Source organism: Dialister sp. (genome assembly GCF_047832375.1).
Taxonomy (GTDB): Bacteria; Bacillota; Negativicutes; order Veillonellales; family Dialisteraceae; genus Dialister.
On record NZ_CP181256.1, the window covers coordinates 2,424,036 to 2,442,478 of the forward strand.

General features: G+C 54.9%; 12 protein-coding genes. All 12 read right to left on the minus strand.

Annotated elements, in window-relative coordinates; all coding sequences use genetic code 11:
• Positions 1 to 48: 48 nt before the first annotated feature.
• The 12 genes from dnaB to ACFWUL_RS09745 all read right to left on the minus strand — a co-directional run bounded on the left by dnaB (position 49) and on the right by ACFWUL_RS09745 (position 18,442).
• A complete protein-coding gene (gene dnaB / locus ACFWUL_RS09690) occupies positions 49 to 1,491 on the minus strand; it encodes a replicative DNA helicase (RefSeq protein WP_297023759.1) in 1,443 nt (480 codons plus the stop codon).
• 281 nt (positions 1,492 to 1,772) lie between these two features.
• The gene (locus ACFWUL_RS09695; protein ID WP_416177129.1) at positions 1,773 to 4,394 is read right to left on the minus strand and encodes an AAA family ATPase; all 2,622 of its coding nucleotides are present in this window, start codon (positions 4,392 to 4,394) and stop codon (positions 1,773 to 1,775) included.
• The gene (locus ACFWUL_RS09700; RefSeq protein ID WP_416177130.1) at positions 4,391 to 5,563 is read right to left on the minus strand and encodes an exonuclease SbcCD subunit D; all 1,173 of its coding nucleotides are present in this window, start codon (positions 5,561 to 5,563) and stop codon (positions 4,391 to 4,393) included. The genes ACFWUL_RS09695 and ACFWUL_RS09700 overlap by 4 nt, the downstream gene beginning before the upstream one ends.
• Before the next feature lie 2,668 nt (positions 5,564 to 8,231).
• Positions 8,232 to 9,068: a deoxyribonuclease IV gene (locus ACFWUL_RS09705; RefSeq protein WP_416177131.1), complete on the minus strand. Its 837-nt coding sequence runs from the start codon at positions 9,066 to 9,068 to the stop codon at positions 8,232 to 8,234.
• Positions 9,069 to 10,053: 985 nt separating this feature from the next.
• Positions 10,054 to 10,221 (minus strand): hypothetical protein, encoded by a 168-nt coding sequence (locus ACFWUL_RS09710; RefSeq protein ID WP_297041640.1) that lies wholly within the window; start codon positions 10,219 to 10,221, stop codon positions 10,054 to 10,056.
• A gap of 465 nt (positions 10,222 to 10,686) precedes the next feature.
• Positions 10,687 to 11,943 (minus strand): Glu/Leu/Phe/Val family dehydrogenase, encoded by a 1,257-nt coding sequence (locus tag ACFWUL_RS09715; protein WP_297022896.1) that lies wholly within the window; start codon positions 11,941 to 11,943, stop codon positions 10,687 to 10,689.
• A gap of 902 nt (positions 11,944 to 12,845) precedes the next feature.
• Positions 12,846 to 14,201: a sodium-dependent transporter gene (locus ACFWUL_RS09720; RefSeq protein ID WP_297022899.1), complete on the minus strand. Its 1,356-nt coding sequence runs from the start codon at positions 14,199 to 14,201 to the stop codon at positions 12,846 to 12,848.
• Between the two features lie 335 nt (positions 14,202 to 14,536).
• Positions 14,537 to 15,961, minus strand: coding sequence for an MFS transporter (locus ACFWUL_RS09725; RefSeq protein ID WP_416177132.1), 1,425 nt, complete (start codon positions 15,959 to 15,961; stop codon positions 14,537 to 14,539).
• A 214-nt stretch (positions 15,962 to 16,175) separates the two neighbouring features.
• Positions 16,176 to 16,634, minus strand: a complete 459-nt coding sequence (locus ACFWUL_RS09730) for a MarR family winged helix-turn-helix transcriptional regulator (RefSeq protein WP_416177133.1) — start codon at positions 16,632 to 16,634, stop codon at positions 16,176 to 16,178.
• Between the two features lie 187 nt (positions 16,635 to 16,821).
• Entirely contained in the window at positions 16,822 to 17,415 is a 594-nt protein-coding gene (locus ACFWUL_RS09735; protein ID WP_416177134.1) for a DJ-1/PfpI family protein, read from the minus strand.
• 19 nt (positions 17,416 to 17,434) lie between these two features.
• On the minus strand, positions 17,435 to 18,202 hold the full coding sequence (locus tag ACFWUL_RS09740) for a DpnI domain-containing protein (protein WP_297022911.1): 768 nt from the start codon (positions 18,200 to 18,202) through the stop codon (positions 17,435 to 17,437).
• Between the two features lie 45 nt (positions 18,203 to 18,247).
• Positions 18,248 to 18,442, minus strand: coding sequence for a DpnD/PcfM family protein (locus ACFWUL_RS09745; RefSeq protein ID WP_416177135.1), 195 nt, complete (start codon positions 18,440 to 18,442; stop codon positions 18,248 to 18,250).
• Between the last annotated feature and the right edge of the window lies 1 nt (position 18,443).

Below are 18,443 nucleotides of genomic sequence, written 5' to 3' on the forward strand. Positions count from 1 at the left end.
TTAGTCCCATTCGCAGGAATGGGACATTCAAATTTTCCCACCTGCTTCTCACTGCATATCCGGCGGGGGTTCCTGGTTTGTAATCTCGTAGAACAGGGTGAACTGGCCGGCGAAGTGGAGCTTCACCGTGTCCACCGGGCCATTACGGTTCTTTGCCAGGATGACTTCGGTTTCATTCTTCCGGGGGTCATCGTCTTCGATTTCCCGGTTATAATAGGCCTCCCGGTATAGGAAGCTCACCATGTCCGCATCCTGTTCCAGGGACCCCGATTCACGGAGGTCCGAGAGGAAGGGCCGGTGGTCCTGCCGGGATTCCACGCTTCGGGACAGCTGGGACAGGGCAATGACCGGCACGTTCAGCTCCCTGGCCAGGCTCTTCAGGGACCGGGAAATTTCGGAGATTTCCTGCTGCCGGTTATCCCCGTTCCGGGATACGTTCTTGGCCTGCATGAGCTGGAGGTAATCGATCATGATGATATCGAGGCCATGTTCCGCCTTCAGCCGGCGGCACTTGGACCGGATTTCCGATACAGAAATGCCCGGCGTATCATCGATATAGAGGGGCGCATCCATGAGGACGCTGGCGGCGTTGGCCAGCTGGTCCCATTCCTTCTGGGTGGAAATGCGTCCCGTCCGGAGCCGGGAGCTGTCCACGAGGGCCGTGGAGCAGAGAAGGCGCTGTACCAGCTGCTCCCTTGACATTTCCAGGGAAAAGAAGGCTACGCTCCGATGGGCGGAAGAAATGCTCATGTTCTTGGCGATATTCAGGACGAAGGCGGTTTTACCCATGGATGGGCGGGCAGCGACGATGATGAAATCGCCCTTCTGGAAACCGCTCGTCAGGGCGTCCAGGGAAGGAAATCCGCTGGCGAGTCCCGTAATGGATTCCTTGTTTTTAAACTTCCGGCTGATTTCCTGCAGCTCATTCTGCACAGCCTCCCCGATGGGGGTAAAATCGGACCGTCTCTCGTCCCTCGTCACTTCGAGGATAGACTTTTCCGCATCGTCCGTAATATCCGCCACATCCTGCCTTTCGGAATAGGCTTCGTCAGCAATGGTGCCGGCAGCATCGATGAGGCGGCGGAGCTTTGCCTTTCCCGCCACGATTTCTGCATGCCGGTCCACGGATTTCGTGGTCACCACGTTGGCCGCCAGTTCATTGACGTAGAGCACGCCGCCCACGTCATCCAGGCGACCCATACGCTTCAGCTCTTCCGTCACCGTCAGGATGTCCGCCGGTTCTCCCCGGTGGGACAGGTTCAGGATGGCCTGGAAAATGATGGCATTCGCTTCCCGGTAGAAATCAGCCGCCGTCAGGATATCCTCCGCCGTCAGGATGGCGTCCTTGTCCAGCAGCATGGCTCCCAGTACCGATTTCTCCGCTTCAATATTCTGCGGAGGCACCCGGGATACGATCATGGTGTCGGTATCAGATTTTTTCTTCCAATCCTTCTTTGGCTGGAAGTTTTTGTCTTGAAATGAATCAGCCAAATGAATGCCTCCTTTGTATGTATTATCTCTTCTATTCTACCATATGGATAGAGGGAGAGACGGAATATTTCGGCCAACGGTTCAGCATGCTGATGGATAGAGTCACAAGCGGCGGGGCTGCTAGCTGCTAGCTGTTAGCTGTTAGGAAAGCTGATTTGCCTGCGGCGCATCCTATTCGTTGTTTCCATCAGTCTTCCATGCCGTAGGCTGACCAGATTTCCTAGGAGCTAACAGCTAAAAGCTAGAAGCCCTGCCCCCAGTGACTCTATCCGTAAGCACCCTCAATCCGCAATTTCAAATGCCGCGGTGCTGCCGTTCTTCGACGACGTCACCTTCAGCCGGGCGTCGATGCGCTCTTCCAGTTCCGGCACGTGGGAAATGATACCCACCAGGCGGCCCGTGTCCTGGAGGTCGATGAGAGTATTCATGGCGCTGTTCAGGGCCTCCGGGTCCAGGGTGCCGAAGCCTTCATCGATGAACATGGTATCCAGCCGTACGCCTCCCTGCTTTGCCTGTACCACGTCCGCCAGGCCCAAAGCCAGGGAGAGGGACGCCAGGAATGTCTCCCCGCCGGAAAGGGTATTGGCAGGCCGGGACCGGCCAGTGAAGCTGTCGGACACCTCCAGCGTCAGGCCCCCCTTCCCTTCCGTCGTATCTCCTGCCATGCGGCGGAGGGTGTAGCGGTGGTGGCTCATTTCATAGAGCCGTTCATTGGCCATTTTCGCCACCTCATCCAGAAGGGCCCCCAGCACGTACCGCTCCAGGGAAATCCGTGATTTCTCCCCTTTGGTGAGATTATAGAGCCCCGAAACCAGGGACAGATCCTTTTCCGTCTTTTCATGGCGGAGGGAAATTTCCTTCACCCTTGCCGCTGCGTCTTCCAGCTGCTTTTTGCGGTTTTCCCCATCTGCCAGCTGGGTGAGGAGGTTCTGGATATCCAACCGGCGGCGCCGTTCTTCTTCTCCCAGGGCTGCCATATCGGGCCTGTCTTTACCTGCCAGAAATGCCTTCTCTTCAGACAGCACCTTTTCCGTGCCCTGCCGCTTTTCTTCATAAGCGCCGATGGCAGAGGCCACTTTCTCCTCATCCCCTGCCCTTTCGTACCATTTCCGGCAGTCCGCCAGGTCCTGGAATCCCTCAGCCAGTGCCTTTTCTTCCAGGTCCTTTCTCCCTTTATTGTAATCCTTTACAAGCCTTTCTCTCTGCTCGTCGGCCGCCTTGTACCGGGCATCCCAGGCCCCATGGAGGGAGGCTGCCTTTTCCCGCTGCTCCCGGACCTGGGCCTGTTCCTTTTCCCAGTCCTCGATGGATCCATGGAGTTTCCTGATTTCCTTCTGGAGCACCAGGGGATCCCGGAATTCCGCCGGCACATCTTCCAGTGTCTGCAGCTTCATCTGTGCATTTCCCAGGGCCGTTACTGCGGACACATAGGCGGTGACCTGGTAATCCCGGGCCATGCGGTTCTTCTCTTCATAGTCCGCCGATGCCCTGTCCGCCTGCTTCTGGATGCGCTTCACCTCCGCCTCCGTAGGAAGCTTCTTGTCTGAAATAGCGGGCTTTGGATGGTGCACCGCCCCGCACACCGGACAGGGCTCTCCCTCCTTCAGCTGGCTGGCCAGGATAGCGGCCTGGCCGAAAATGTAGTCCCGCCGGATGGCTTCCGCCTTTTCCACTGCCCCGTCTCTGATAGCCTTTGCCTTTTCCGCCTCCGCCGTGAGCCTTTCGACTTCCTTCGAAGCTTCCTCAGCACCGGCAGAGAGCCGGTCTACTTCCCGCTTTGCGGCGCCATAGGATTTCGCCTTCGGCAGCCACTGCATCATGACCGCAATTTGCTGCTGCCGCCTGTCCATTTCTTCCTTCTGGCCATCCAGTGCTTTTCCCTGGGCCGTCAGGGAGTCCAGCTCTTTGGCCAGGCCGTCTCTTTCTTTTTCTGCCTTATCTCTCCAGGCACTGACTTTTTTCCCGTCAGCCGTGATTTTCTCCAGGTTTTCAAAGTACGCCGCCAGGGCCTTGGCGCTTCGGATGCGCTTCAGGTCTTCCTTTGCCTTTTCCACCTCTTCCTTTTGGGCAGAAAGCTTCTCCATTTGGGCCTCTGCTTTTGCCAGCATCCCGAAATGGTTTGCCGTCACCGCCGCGTCCTGGTAGACGTTCCGAAACGTCCGATACTCCTCGTCCAGCCGTTTCTTTTCCTTTCCCCTTTCCTCCAGAAAACGGGCGGTGTCCTCTATATTCTTTGCGAGTTCCTTTTCATCGGCCGCATGGACCATGGAAAAAGTGGTGTCCAGTTCCGTCTTTTCTGCGGCATTGGTCTTTGCCAGTTCATTCATGGACACACGCAGTTCATTCTGGAAATCGGAGAACCGCTGGGTCTTGAAGAGCTGCTTCAGGATGGCCTCCCGGTCCTCCGCCTTCGCCACCAGGAGCTTCCGGAAATCCCCCTGGGGCAGCAGGATGACCTGGCAGAACTGCTGGGCATTGAGGCCGATGAGCTTTCCCGCCGCCTCTTCGATGCCGGTACGGAGGGTCCTCACTTCTTTCCCATCCTCCAGTTCCGACAGGGAGGCCTGCATGGCGGCCTTCGTCTGGCCCTTGCCCCGCTTTTTATCGATCAACTGCTCCGGGCTCCTGGTGGCCCGATAGGTTTTCCCGCCGATCATGAAATCAAAAATGACTTCCGTCTTCTGGGAGGTGGAAGCGTAGTCACTCCGCATGTGGCTGCCGGTCCGGTCACCGCTTGTCTTTCCGTAGAGGGCATAGCACATGGCGTCCAGGATGGTGGTCTTCCCGGCTCCCGTGGGGCCGCAGATGAGGAAAAGGTGGCGTCCTTCCAGTTTCTCGAAATCAATCACCGTCTCCCCCGCATAGGGACCGAAGGCCCGCATGGTCAGCTTCAAAGGCTTCATTGTGCATTCTCCTTCCTGTACACCCTGTCCCACACTGCCAGAGACAGCTTCTCCTCTTCCTCCGTCAGGTCCCGGTCCCGGAAATGGTGGACAAAGTCCCTGAGGATTTCTTCGTCGCTCATCTTTTCCAGATGGACCCGGCGGTCCCCGCTGTCTTCCTTATAGCCCATGTCCTGCTCTACCCCCAGGGCATTGGGAAACTTCGTCCGAAGCTTTGGCATGGCATCGATGACCGGCTTCTCGTCGGACAGCACAATCTGCAGGTAATCTTCCGAAGGCTCTACGCCCTCTCCCATGAGGTCATCAAAGAGGCCTTCCAGGATCCGCACATCATGGAGGGGCTTGAGTTCATGGAATACCGTATGCACCTTCCCTTCCCCATCCATGTCCCCCACAATGACTCCCTTCTTCTGGTTCACTTCATCGAAGGAATACCGCATGAGGCTGCCGCTGTACTGAATCTTTTCGGAGTCCGCCTTCGTTTTCTGGGGCCTGTGGAGATGGCCCAGGGCCGTATAGTCATAGGACGCAAAAATGTCATCACTGATGCGGTCGTAGCCGCCGATGGAAAGGGGCCGCTCCGATTCCGAAGGGCTGCCGCCCGCTGCGAAAGCATGGGCCAGAGCGATTTTCCGCATACCCTTCCCTCCATCCGGCAGGAGGGAAATCACATGGTCCACCAGCACCTTTTCTGCTGCTTCAAAGGAATGGACCTCCTCGGCCCCCGGGATGTCCAGCGCATTCATCATGACCCGCACCCGGGCCGGTTCTGCATAGGGCAGCGGCAGGAAAGCCACCTGACCATACTTGTCTTCCAGGACCACCGGCTTCACCAGGGTAAGGGGCCCGAAGATATAGAGCCCCTGCCGCGAAAGGAGCCGGCTTGCCACCGCCAGCCGTTCCGCACTGTCGTGGTTGCCGCTGATAATGATAAAGGGAATCTTCCTCTTCCCCACGATTTCCTCGGTCATCCGGTCAAAGAGCTCCACCGCCTCCTCCGGCGGATAGGACCGGTCGTACACGTCGCCGGAAAGAAGAATCACATCCGGCTTCTCCTCATCCACCAGGGGAAGGAACCGGTTCTCCAGAAGCCAGGCCTGGTCCTCCGTCATACTATGCTCCTTCAGGAGCTTCCCCAGATGCCAGTCTGCGGTATGAATAAATTTCATAATAGTCTCCTCGTAAAAAATAAAAGATTCCTGCTTTTCCATTATTATAGCAGGAATCTTTTATGGGGATACGGATGAATGGATGCGCATTGAGTGCGCATGAAAACGGGTAGAGCTTTGAGCCATGAGTCGGTCAGGCTACGGCGCTTTTGTGACTGAGCGGCGTGCGAACGTGCGGGAGCTTTTAGCTGCTAGCAGCTAGCTTTTAGAAAAGATGGTCCGCCTGCGGCGCTTCCATTGCTTTCCATCAGGTAACCTCACCCTGGCGGGTGGAAAGCGAACTGGGTTCGCAGGGAGCCACAGGCGACGGAGAGCCCAGTGAGGCGCTTACCACCGCTCGAGATGACGATGTAACGGCACAGTCACTCTCTCCGTAACGTTCTTCCTCTGATTATCTCTACCCATTCCCCGTCATTTCGACTGGTGGTACACATGACTGACGACTCTGTCACTTTAAGTTTCTAAAGCTTATAAGAGTGGAGAAATCTTTCTTGCATTTGGGAATACAGTGCTTTTGCACCAGTTTCACGTTGTAAGACGGTCAGAGCCATTTTTCTGAGAGATCTCTCGACTCATCGTAGCTGTAGCGATTCTTGTCTGTTGCGTCATTACGGTGCATACCACCGCTCGAGATGACGAGTGAGTGTAGAGTCAGTGGAGAAAGTGGTGAAGCGGTAATCAATCTTCATAATGCGGCGCTATATGAATTGTGCGCCGCCACTTCCCCCTCAGTCACCTCAGCCACTTAAGTCACTTCAGCCCCCCCGCCGCAAGCTTCTTCCCCTCTCCCATCTATCGTCTATCCTCTATCGTCTCCGCAGCAAAGCTGCTGAACTGTAAAATATCCTTTATTCCACCACAAAAACTCCTGATTCATCCCAATGCCGATGCACGGTGGGGCCTGTACCATCTTCTTCCATGATTCGGCCAGGGGTAACCGCAAAGCGGGATGTCTGTGTCGTCAGGGAAGAGCGAGGTGGTCAAACGGCTGCTCATGATGTCTGACAGGTCTTTCCTCAGGAGTTTCTGTGTGATTGTGTTGTTGTGCAGGGACTAACGGCAGAGCTGCTTCCGGTCTAGATCTAGGTCTAGGTCTAGGTCTAGGCCTTTAGCCGCTTTGCGGCCGATTCCTTTTCAGCGCGCTGGAGGGGCAGAATCATATGAAGACGTCCTTTCTCCCTTTTCCGGTCCCATGGGCTGAGTACCCCCGGCAGGGGAGAAATTCCATCCGGCCTTTCCGCCTCTCACCTGTATAGTCCAAAAGGAAGTAAAATTGTCTCATCTGATCTGGGGACAATAATAGCATGCACTGCTTCGAGTCTTTAGCCTTGAACAGTGAGCTGATCAGGTCCTGCGGGCCTTTTCCATCAGCTAACCTCAGCCCCGTGGGCAGCGTCAATTGATAAAAGGAAGGCGCTTTAATGTGCAGTAGAAGCGCCAACTTACAATTGACTCGGAGGTTCTCTGCAGAACCTCCGCCTTCCAAGGAAGGAGCCTACTGCTGTGTCATTTCCACATTATTTGTGTAGAGACATTAGGATTCCAGTTGCGGCTTTGCCGCGAATCTTCAGCCTCCTTCCTTGGGAAGGCGAGAGTCCTGCAGAGGACTCTCGAGCCGGGCTTATTTGCGAGTATAGCCTGCACATTAAGCGAGCACCTTAGAGCCCGGCCGTCGGTGGCGCCGTAGGCGACGGAGGTTAGCTATTGGAAGCGCCGCAGGCTTTCCCTCTCCCATCTATCGTCTATCTTCTATCGTCTCCGCAGCAAAGCTGCCGACTCACTCGATCTCGACCTCGATCTCGATCTGTCCTCTAGCCTCAAGCATCGAAATGGCGCAAAGCAAAAAACACCAACAAGACCCGGTGTCCGTAAGATGCAGGAATTTGTCCAGTGAATCAGGCGCCGGCGTAAGGTCAGAAACCGAAGTTTCTCCAAATTCCGGACTAGTCGTCAAAATGGCAAAAGCATGAGCTATCAGAAAGTCCTTGGGTCTTATGTGGTTGTATGAGTAGTGCAAACATTGTGACATATCCGGATCGTGTCAAGGTAGCTAGTGGCTAGATCTAGTAGCTAGTCGATTCGCCGCTTTCGCGGCTATTCACCTGAATCTAGACCTAGACCTGGATCTTCATTCCCGTTCGGCCGAATGGGCGAGGGACGATTCAGGCGGTACCGATGTCCGTTGGATTCCCGGGGTTCTTTCCACAGCGCGCATTCAGGAAAACTGGGAATCCACTTTTCAACCCGCGGGCCTTTTTCATCCCTCTACTATATACATACCGCGAACTTCGATTTTGTGAACATGGAAAGTGAAATTTTTTCAAAAAATGGAAAAGTAAGTGTCCCCATGCCGGTGATAGACCGAGATTAAGACCGAGGCCGAGGGTTCAGCCTGCAGCGATTGTGTGACTAAGCTTGCGTGCGAATGGGCGGGGGCTTCCAGCTGCTAGCGGCTAGCTGTCAGGAAAACTGAGCGGCCTGCGGCGCTCAACCATTCAGATTACACTCCATCATGCCGTAGGCGGACCAGCTTTCCCAGGAGCTAGCGGCTAGAAGCTAGAAGCCCCCGTCTGTTCAGACGCATACCCATCCATACAGTACCCAGCCCGCAGGGCCTATCCAGCTCAATGCTCAAGGCTGAAGGCCCCACCTGTTCACAGGCAGCCCTTTATTCCTTTCTCAACCCTTTCAGCAAACTGATTTCTTCCTTATACCCCGGCAGCTCATTGGGCGTTTCCAGGTAGAAGGGGAGATCCTTCAGAAGGGGATGGTTGATGATGCGGCCGATGGCTTCAAGGCCCAGGGTGCCCTTTCCGATTTTTTCGTGCCGGTCCTTGTGGCTGCCTAATGGGTTCTTATCATCGTTCAGGTGGATGGCGTGGAGCCTGGAGAGGCCGATGGTCTCATCGAAGTGGTGGAGCACACCATCCAGGTCGTTCACAATGTCGTAGCCCCCGTCATAAACGTGGCAGGTGTCGAGGCACACCCCCATCCGGTCTTTCCGCTCCACCTTTTCGATAATGGCTGCCAGCTCCTCGAAGGTCCGGCCCACTTCGGTGCCCTTACCCGCCATGGTTTCCAGAAGTACGTATTTCGGCAGTTCTTCCTGGTCCATGGCGTAGTTCAGCATGTCCGAAATAAGGACCACCGCCTGGTCCACGCCCTGTTTCAGATGGGCGCCGGGGTGGAAATTGTACATGCAGTGGGGCAGGTGGGCCGTCTTTGCCAGGTCCTCCCGAATGGCGGTCCTTGCAAATTCCCGGACATTGTCCTTCGTGGAAGCGCCGTTCATGGTATAAGCTCCGTGGCAGAGAATGGGGCCGAAGTGATGGTCCTCCATCCACTGCCGGAGTCCTTCCACGTCCTCTTCTACGAGAGGTTTCGCCTGTCCGCCCCGGGGATTCCGGGGGAAGAACTGGAATGTATTGCCCCCAAGTTCCGTAGCCGTCTTCCCCATGGCCAGGAATCCTTTGGAAACTGATAAATGACATCCGATGATGAACATGATGATCTCCTTATAGTTGAAATGAGAATGTACACCAAGCCGGTGAATGGGGCTAAGGGTTGTGGGTGAACATCGCTACGCTCGTCCACCGGGTTGTGGGCGCTGCGCGCCGGGGGCATAAGGTGGATCAGCGGCTTCGCCGCCATAGGGCGATGAGCCGCCGAAGGCGGCGTTATATAAGGTTCCCTTCCTTTTAAGCGAAGCGCCCCACCCGGTTGGCAAGCGCCAGCGATGCCAACCCACCACCCGCTTCCTCGAGCGCAGCGATGTGGAAGCCACAGCCCCATGAAATTAGAATGTACGCCTAACCGGTGAATGGGGCTAAGGGTTGTGGGTGTACATCGCTACGCTCGTTCACCGGGTTGTGGGCGCTGCGCGCCGGGGGCATAAGGTGGATCAGCGGCTTCGCCGCCATAGGGCGATGAGCCGCCGAAGGCGGCGTTATATAAGGTTCCCTTCCTTTTAAGCGAAGCGCCCCACCCGGTTGGCAAGCGCCAGCGATGCCAACCCACCACCTGCTTCCTCAAGCGCAGGCGATGTGGAAGCCACAGCCCCATGAAATTAGAATGTACGCCCAACCGGTGAATGGGGCTAAGGGTTGTGGGCGAACATCGCTACGCTCGTTCACCGGGTTGTGGGCGCTGCGCGCCGGGGGCATAAGGTGGATCAGCGGCTTCGCCGCCATAGGGCGATGAGCCGCCGAAGGCGGCGTTATATAAGGTTCCCTTCCTTTTAAGCGAAGCGCCCCACCCGGTTGGCAAGCGCCAGCGATGCCAACCCACCACCTGCTTCCCCGAGCGCAGCGATGTGGAAGCCACAACCCTTATGAACCATCCACACGTTTGGGACGCCAGCCAATCTTCTAGACAACTTACTGCACACGAGCCGCCATGACTTATTCCAATTATACCATCGAGTAGGAGGCGGGCTTCGGCCCGCCGACCTCTCACACCACCGTACGTACCGTTCGGTATACGGCGGTTCTTTAGTTTTCGCATTCCTGCTTATGCAAGTCTGCGATGATGTTGTTGTTTTCAGCAATCCTCACATGGATGGGCACTCCGGCATATCCTTGCTGTTCTGCAGCTGCTTTCTGCCAGTAGTCTTCTTTCTGAAGTTGTCTGCCTTTAAGCCCATGGTTGGTTACTTTCATTGACTAACATCTCCTAAAGTTCGGCCCTTCCCAGATGCCTATGAGCCATCTGGTACTATGGCCTCTGCTGACTTCTCACGGCAAATCTTATTTCAACCACAGCACAGCCCAGTAAATACAGCCTTATTCTGCTGTGTCCGTGAGACCTCCCCAGGTAAGAACGCACTCTTTCTCTCCATATATCCGCCACATGTACTCTGCAGGATTCCGTACAGCTATGGGACTTCAGTTTGTCATGCAACCTTATCCATCCTGCCGTAGCCTTATGTGGTTCTTGTACATCGGACCGGAGATTTGCCTGCACCTTCCTTCAGATTCCACCTCACGATGGACACCCTTGGTGTTCGGCTATGACCTTCCCGCTGTCGGGCGGTCTAGGGACTTTCACCCTTAAGAGTGCGCCCATGCTGGGCGCACATGGACGAAAAAAGCACCGGAAACCGGTGCTTTTTTCGTTCTGTTCAATTATCCCAGGAACCCTCTGGTCTTCTGGGCTTCCACCACCCGGGACAGGGCCAACATGTAGGCCGCCAGCCGGTAGGTGACATGGTATTTCTCTTTCAGTGCATACACATCTTCATAGGCTTCCCGCATCTTCTTCTGGAGGCGGGTATTGTATTCTTCCTCCGTCCAATAGTAGCCGGTACGGTTCTGTACCCATTCAAAGTAGGAGCCCACCACGCCGCCTACGTTACTCATGACGTCCGGCAGCACTTCGATGCCCTTCTTTTCAAAGTAAGCATCTGCCTCTTCTGTGGTGGGGCCATTGGCACCTTCCAGGATGAGGGGCGCCTGTACCTTTTCCATGGTGCCTGCGTTCAGCTGGTTTTCCATGGCTGCCACGAAAATGACATCCGCCTTCTGGGCGAAGAGGTCTTCGTCCGGAATCATTTCCGCCCCCTCTTCGGTATATCCCTTCAGGGACCGGCCGTGGCTGTTGGCGTAGGTGTACATCTTCTCGATATCCAGACCCGATTCCTTGTGCCAGGTGCCGTTGATATCGCCGATGGTGGTAATCTTCACGCCCTTCCGGTGCATGAGGAGGGAACCTACGGAACCTACGTTACCGAAGCCCTGCACAATCATGGTGAGGTCCTTCATGTCCTTATGGTTCTTTTCGCACCAGGTTTCCAGTGTGAAGAGGAGTCCCCGGCCGGTGGCTTCATTCCGTCCCAGGGAGCCGCCTACGGACAGGGGCTTTCCTGTCACCACGCCGGGCTGCCAGGTACCGGAAAGAGCCGCATATTCATCGGCAATCCACGCCATGATCTGTCCATTGGTATTCACATCCGGTGCCGGTACATCCTTATCCGGCCCGATGATGGGGTAAATCTTCCGTACATAGCCCCGGGTCAGCCGTTCCAGTTCCCTCTGGGAAAGCTTGTGGGGATCCACCCGGATGCCGCCCTTGGCGCCGCCATAGGGAATATTGCCGATGGCGTTCTTAATGGTCATCCAGGCTGCCAGCGCCTTCACTTCGTTCTCATCGGACTGGGGATGGAAACGGATGCCACCCTTTGCTGCGCCCCGGGCAGTGGAATGCTGCACCCGGTAACCGGAAAAGACTTCTACATGGCCGTCATCCATCCGAACCGGGATGCTGACAGTGAGCTCCCGTTCCGGATACCTTACAAATTCATAGTCCTCCTTCTTGTAACCCAGCTTTTCTGCTGCTTTGTCCAGTACGTGAAGCATGTTTTCATAAGGATTGTAGTTTGCCATTTTCTGCCTCCTGAATAGAAATAGTATGCATGGCCTCCGGGCTGTCCCCAAAGACCCACTACTGCTACTATAACACCTCCAGCGCTCTTTGAATACTTGTAATCATGCATGCATAACCATTCAGCATAGGTTTTCGATTTTCTATGCGTTTGAAAGAAGGGAAGAAGGGAAAAAGTGAGGAGTGAGGAGTGAGGAGTGAGGAGTGAGGAGTGGTTGTGGCGGCGCGCAATGTTCAGAAGCGCCGCCTTATGAAGTCTGACCGCGGCTGCGCCGCTGATCCTGTCTGATATCTGACTGTCTGACGTCTGATGTCTTCTCTCCCCTCAGCATGCAGCCGCAGAATGGATTGATGGGATTCTGCACCCGGATGTAAGGACTCAAACTCTCTTCACTCCATTCTCAATTCTGCCTTTGCCCCCTGCTTCGCAGTCCCGCCTCTCCGAGGCGGATCCATCCCCCGCCCTTTGGGCCGCCCCCGTTTGGCCTGAAAGGAAGGCGCTTTGATGGGCAGGCTAAGCGCCTTTTGTATTCAGGCCAAACTTGGAAGTCCTATGTGGGCATCCTGCCGAGGATGCCCAAGCCGGGCTCATTTGCGAGCATAGCCTGCACATTAAGCGAGCACCTTAGAGCCCGGCCGAAGCACTTCCATCTCTAAGGGGGCACGGGCTTGCCAACTTCCTCAATATGTATGATAACCTATCGCATGCCGCTTTTCGCGGCGAAGCCGCTGGATCTCAATTCTCTTCACTCAATTCTCAATTCTTTCCCAATCATGCAGGCCCTTGGAGAAGGCCCCACCAAAGGCGCAGGATGGATGCGGCGCAGCCGCGGGGCCTCAATTCTCTTGCCTCAAATCTCAATTCTAAAAAAACGCTGTGTAAAACGCAGCGTTTTTTCACCAGTCACATCAATCCCCGGACCAGAATGACCAGGATCAGGAGGGGGAGCACATATTTGAAATAGGGCTTCACCCACCGGGGCATTTTCATGCCCACCCCTGTATTCACTTCTTTCAGGTAGTTTTCAAATCCCCAACCGTACTTCCAGGTGCAGAAGAGGGCAAACACGATGGAGCCGAAGGGGAGAATCAGGGAGCTCACGATGAAATCTTCGCTGTCCAGGATGCCCCTTGCCCCGATGATATGCACGTCCTGCCACAGGTTGAATCCCAGCACGCAGGGAAGGCTGCCCAGGAATACGAGGGGCAGGAAAATGGCCACCGTTTTTCTCCGGCTCCAGCCGAAGTCGTCCATGGCGTTGCCGATGATGCCTTCAAAGACGGCGGTGACCGTGGAGAAGGAGGCGAATGTCATGAAAATGAAGAACAGGGTGCCCCAGAGACGGCCCATGGGCATATTGATGAAAATGTTGGGCAGTGCCACGAAGATGAGGGAGGGTCCTTCTTCCGGTGCCACACCGTAGGCGAAGCAGGCAGGGAAAATGATGAGGCCCGCCATGATGGCCACGAAGGTATCGAGAGCCGTAATCCGCACGGCTTCTCCCGTCAGGGCATGGTCTTTCCCCATGTAGCTGGCAAAGATTTCCATGGACCCCTGGCCCACGGAAAGGGTGAAGAAGGCCTGGTTCATGGCTGCCGTGGCCACATTGCCGAGACCCGCATCGACGGCCCGATTCCAGTCAGGAAGGAGGAAGAATTTCAGTCCCTCCCCGCCGCCGGGCAAAAGGACGCTGTTCACTGCCAGGATGACGATGAGCCCCAGAAGCCCCAGCATCATGACCTTTGTCACCTTTTCCAGGCTCTTTGCCACGCCGCCGGCGCAGACGATGAAGCCCACCAGCACGTTGAGCCCCATGAAGAGGGTCAGTTCCCAGGGATCCGATACCATGCCGGTAAAGACCTTTCCCACCTCCGACGGTGCCATGCCATCAAAGGAGCCGGTAATAAAGCGCCAGCAGTAATCCACCATCCACCCAGAAATAGAGGTGTAGTAAATCATGAGTACATAGGGTCCCAGAAGGCAGAGCCACCCGTGGAGGTGCCAATAGGTTCCCTTCGGCTCCAGGGACTTCAGTCCCTCCAGTACCCCCTTATGGCTCGCCCGGCCCACGGCCAGTTCCATGGTGACCACAGGGATTCCCATGAGCACCAGGAACAGGAGATAAAACAGCACAAAAACAGCGCCCCCGTATTCACCGGTGATGTAAGGAAATTTCCATACATTGCCGATACCGATGGCGCATCCTGCACTGACCAGGATAAATCCCAGCCGGGATTTGAAACTGTCCCTTGCTTCCATTCTTCTTTCCTCCCATTTTTCGATTGCTTCTTTTCTTCCTTCATGAACTGCAGGACATGAAAAAATCTCTTATCCGGAAGCCGCCGGGATAAAAGATTCATAATCACTGAAGTTCAAAGCTCTGTCTATTATACACGTTTTGGAAGATGAATGAAAGAGGGGCCCCTGCTGGCGGATAGAGTCAACGGTGTGAGGTCTTCATGATTTGCCTCCGGTAAAAAGGCAGCCTGCCATTGCGTGAAAATGGGAGATTCTACGATCTGGCCGCTGACAGCCCAGTCATGGGCAGCCGGAAACTTCCTGCCGATGGCCCGATTTCCCTGCAGCTCCTGCACTTACTTCGCCTTTTGTCCTACCAGATATTCCTTTCTTTTTCGAAAAGAAAGGAACATGGACAGGAACTGCAGGACACCCATGGCCAGAACCATGAGAAATGCCAGGGCCGTACCGGAGGCCGTAGCCCCGGCGAAATCCCAGGGCCTTGCCATCTGTTCCATGGCCACGATTACTGCCGCTGCCGCCGTGCCGATGGCGCCGGACAGCTGCTGCACCGTATTGCAAACCGCATTGCCATCAGCCTTCATTCCCTTTGGAAGCACCGACAGGCTGTAGGTCAGGATATTGCCCACCGACAGTCCCTGGCCTGCGGCAAAGAAGACGTAGCACACCGTCAGCACCGCTGTGGAAGCCATTGCCAGGGTACTATTAAAGGAAATAAGGGAAATAATGACAAAGATACTGCCCAGAAGTATGGGCCGCTTAGCGCCAAACCGGTCATAAATTCGTCCGGAGAGAGGCGCAAAAGCGGCGCCCAGAATGCAGCCGGGCAGAAGAATGCATCCTGCGGTGAAAGCATTTTCCCCAGTCACGATCTGGGAGAAATTCGGAATCAGGAATCCCAGGGCCAGACAGATGAACTGGAGCAGTGCCAGCCCCAGTGCCCCCAGGACGAAGGGTTTATTATGAAAAACAGCCAGATTCAAAAGAGGCCTTCTGCCATTCTCCATCCGCTGCTTCTCCTGCCGGGAGAAGAGGACCAGGGCCAGAAGGAATCCGGCGAAAAGAACGGCTCCCATGGCTGTGATTTTCCCATGGCCCAGCTCCGTGCAGCCCAGGAGAAGGCAGGTAAAGCTCACCGCCAGGTACAGGAGGCCCATGAAATCAAAACTTTCCTTACGGATTTCCGAGGACTGCCGCACCGACAGGCCGCCGACGATAAAGGAAATCACCAGGAGCGGAAGTACCGCCCAGAAAATCATGCGCCAGCCGAAGAGGCTCACGATATACCCGCCGATGGATGGCCCCACCGCCGGTGCCAGGGCACAGACCAGCATACCGCTGCCCACCATGACACCGAGGCAGTCCAGAGGTGCCTGGTCCATGATGATATTAAACATCAATGGCAGTGCAATGCCAGTGCCGGCACCCTGGAGAAGGCGCCCCAGAAGAAGTATGGAAAAGTCAGGCGACCAGGCCCCCAGCAGGGTGCCGATAATAAATATGCCCGCCGCTGCAAGGAACAGCCGCTTCATGGGGAACCGTTCCTTCAGATATCCGGAAGTCGGAATCACCACCGCCAGCACCAGAAGGTATCCCGTGGTAATCCACTGGACCAGGGACGTGGAAATAGAAAACTCCTTCATGAGGGAAGGAAAGGTCACGTTCATGGCGGTCTCAATGACCACGCCGGTAAAGGAAAGAATCCCCGCCGCCACGATAGAAAGTAAAAGTCCGGCATCCAGCCGCCTTTCAAACTGCATGTATTAATTACCTCCTTAAGGTAAATATTTAATGGACACTGGGGCTCATTTCAGCTATCAGCTATCGGTTTTCCGCTATCAGCATACAGCTATCACAGCTATCAGCTCCGTACAGAGCCCCGGTCAGCGAATAGCGGATAGCTGTAGTCTGTCAGCTGTAAGCTGTAAGCTGTAAGCTGTAAGCTGTAAACCACCAGCCCCAGGCCGCAGGCTATCACTTCAGTGGTCCGAAATCCTCCCGGCCCTGCTGCAGTATGGCTTTCACTTTGGCAATGGTCCTTACCGTCGCTTTCACATCCTCATCAGGGATGGACTGCATCTCTTCTGTCAGCCAGTTATGGAAATGATCGACATAGAGGGTATAGTACCTCCGCCCTTTGGCTGTGAGTTTCAGTGTGTATACCCGTCTATCATTATTGCTCTGCTTTTTAATCAGGACTTTCATTTCACAAAGCTCATTCACCAGTTTCGTGATAGAGGGCATGGTCCCTTTCATGGCAGCCGCCACGTCGCTGATCCGAACTCCCTCTTTTCCCTCACACCGGTCGTGGACTACCTGGATAATCCTGATGTGCCTCGGCTTCAAGCGAGGCGGAAGCGTAGGCTGCAGCTCACAGATCCGGCGGGCCTCATGGCAGGAATCCAGAAACTCCCTTGTAAGTTCAATATCCATATTTCTCTCCAGTTCAATTTACCTAAGATAACTAAGCTTTTATCCAAGAGCATTATAACACACTTTTTAACTAAAGGTAAGTATTGAATTCCCCTGTTTCCCATATAAAAATCCTGCAGGCCAATACAAAAGACCTGCAATGGCTTCATTGCAGGTCCTGTCAAAGTCCCCCAATTTCCCTTCTGTCCTATTTTTTACGGAAACACCATCCCTCTTCCGAATTGTCATTCCACCGGTATTCCATGGCCTCCGCAATGGACAGTGCCTTCTCCCGCCCCAGCCGGTCTGCGGCAAATCCCAGGGCCATGTCTATCCCCGCCGCCACGCCGCCGGAAGTATAGTACTTCCCATCTTTCGTCCACCGGGCATCCCGGTCCCAGAGCACTTTCGGCCCCATGGAAGAGGCCCAGGCAAAGGCAATTTTATTACTGGTGGCCTTCCTGCCGTCCAGCAGTCCCGCTGCCGCCGCCAGGGCGGAGCCTGTACATACGGTGAGTACATAGTCTGCCCTGCCGGCGGCCCTCCTGATTTCATCCAAAAGGGCCGGTTCCTTCACCGCATTCCGGCTCCCGAATCCTCCGGGAATAAGAAGGATGTGAAGTTCTTCCATTTCTGAAAGAGGTTCCGTCATCACAGTAAGCCCTGCCGTATTGGACACCGGGCCGCCGGAAAGGGAGGTATAATGAACCTCCCCATCCGGAAGCCGCCCCAACACCTCCAGGGGTCCAATGAAATCGAGGGCCGTGAAATCGGGATACAAAAGGATTGCGATTTTTCCCATAGAATCATCTTCCTATCAATTACCGTTTTCTGTATACCCCGGAAGAAATAAACTCCAAAAATCCCCGGTCCCGAAGGAGCTGCAGCTGCTGCCGGATTTTGGCACGGATTGTATGATTTTGGGGATGGAGAATCTGCAGTTTTCTCTCAAACCGATACATATCCTGCAGGGTAAATGTCTCTTTTTCCATGCTCTCTATACACCGGAAAACATCGAGCAGCCAGCCCCGGGAAGACAGGCTCATACCCGCCAGGAAATCGGTTTTCCTGTACCGCTCGCAGACTTCCTTCTTATCCGCAATCTGAAGGCCATGGATAATCTCGATTTTCCCATAGGACGGCACTTCATCCAGAAGAATACTGCATCCCGTCCAGCCCGCCCTTTTGGCACCAGGTCCTAGGGGCTTTCTCTTTTCTATAAGAGAATCCACGAAAAAGTGCTTCGGTACAATCAGGAAGCCAAGGACCCGCTCTGCTGCCAGGTCATAGGACATGAAAAGGAAGTCAGGGTTATCGGACTCATGGATTCGGCGGATCATGGTATCATAAGCGCCGTCGGCAATCTTCTTGCCCAGAGGTCCCTGCTTGGCCTTGGACTCAAAAATTTCCCCGCAATGGGGACAGGCAAAATCAGCCACCGGCCGGTTGGCACTCAGGTGGGTAAGATGGCTTGCGCCACAGCGGGGACAATACATATTTTCCGCCACCCACCCCTCTGTCACTACCCGGGCGATCTGGGAGCGGCTGGTATAGGAAGCAGCAAGGGAAAGGTCGAGATGAGTATCCATAGGAAATCCTCCTTTTCTCTCATTATAAAAGGAGGATCCCTCCTGTCAATCCGATTCTGGGGGCTCCCGATTTGCCGCCGGAGAAACCAGAAATCGGACCTCTTCCAGATTACCCGGATCCAGCACAAATTCACCACTCCTATACAATGTTCTCGCCGTTGTTTCTGCCTCCTCAATACTCCCTGCATTCACCGTAAATTCTTCGGATACCGTTTCTTCAATAATGACTGTATATTGCATA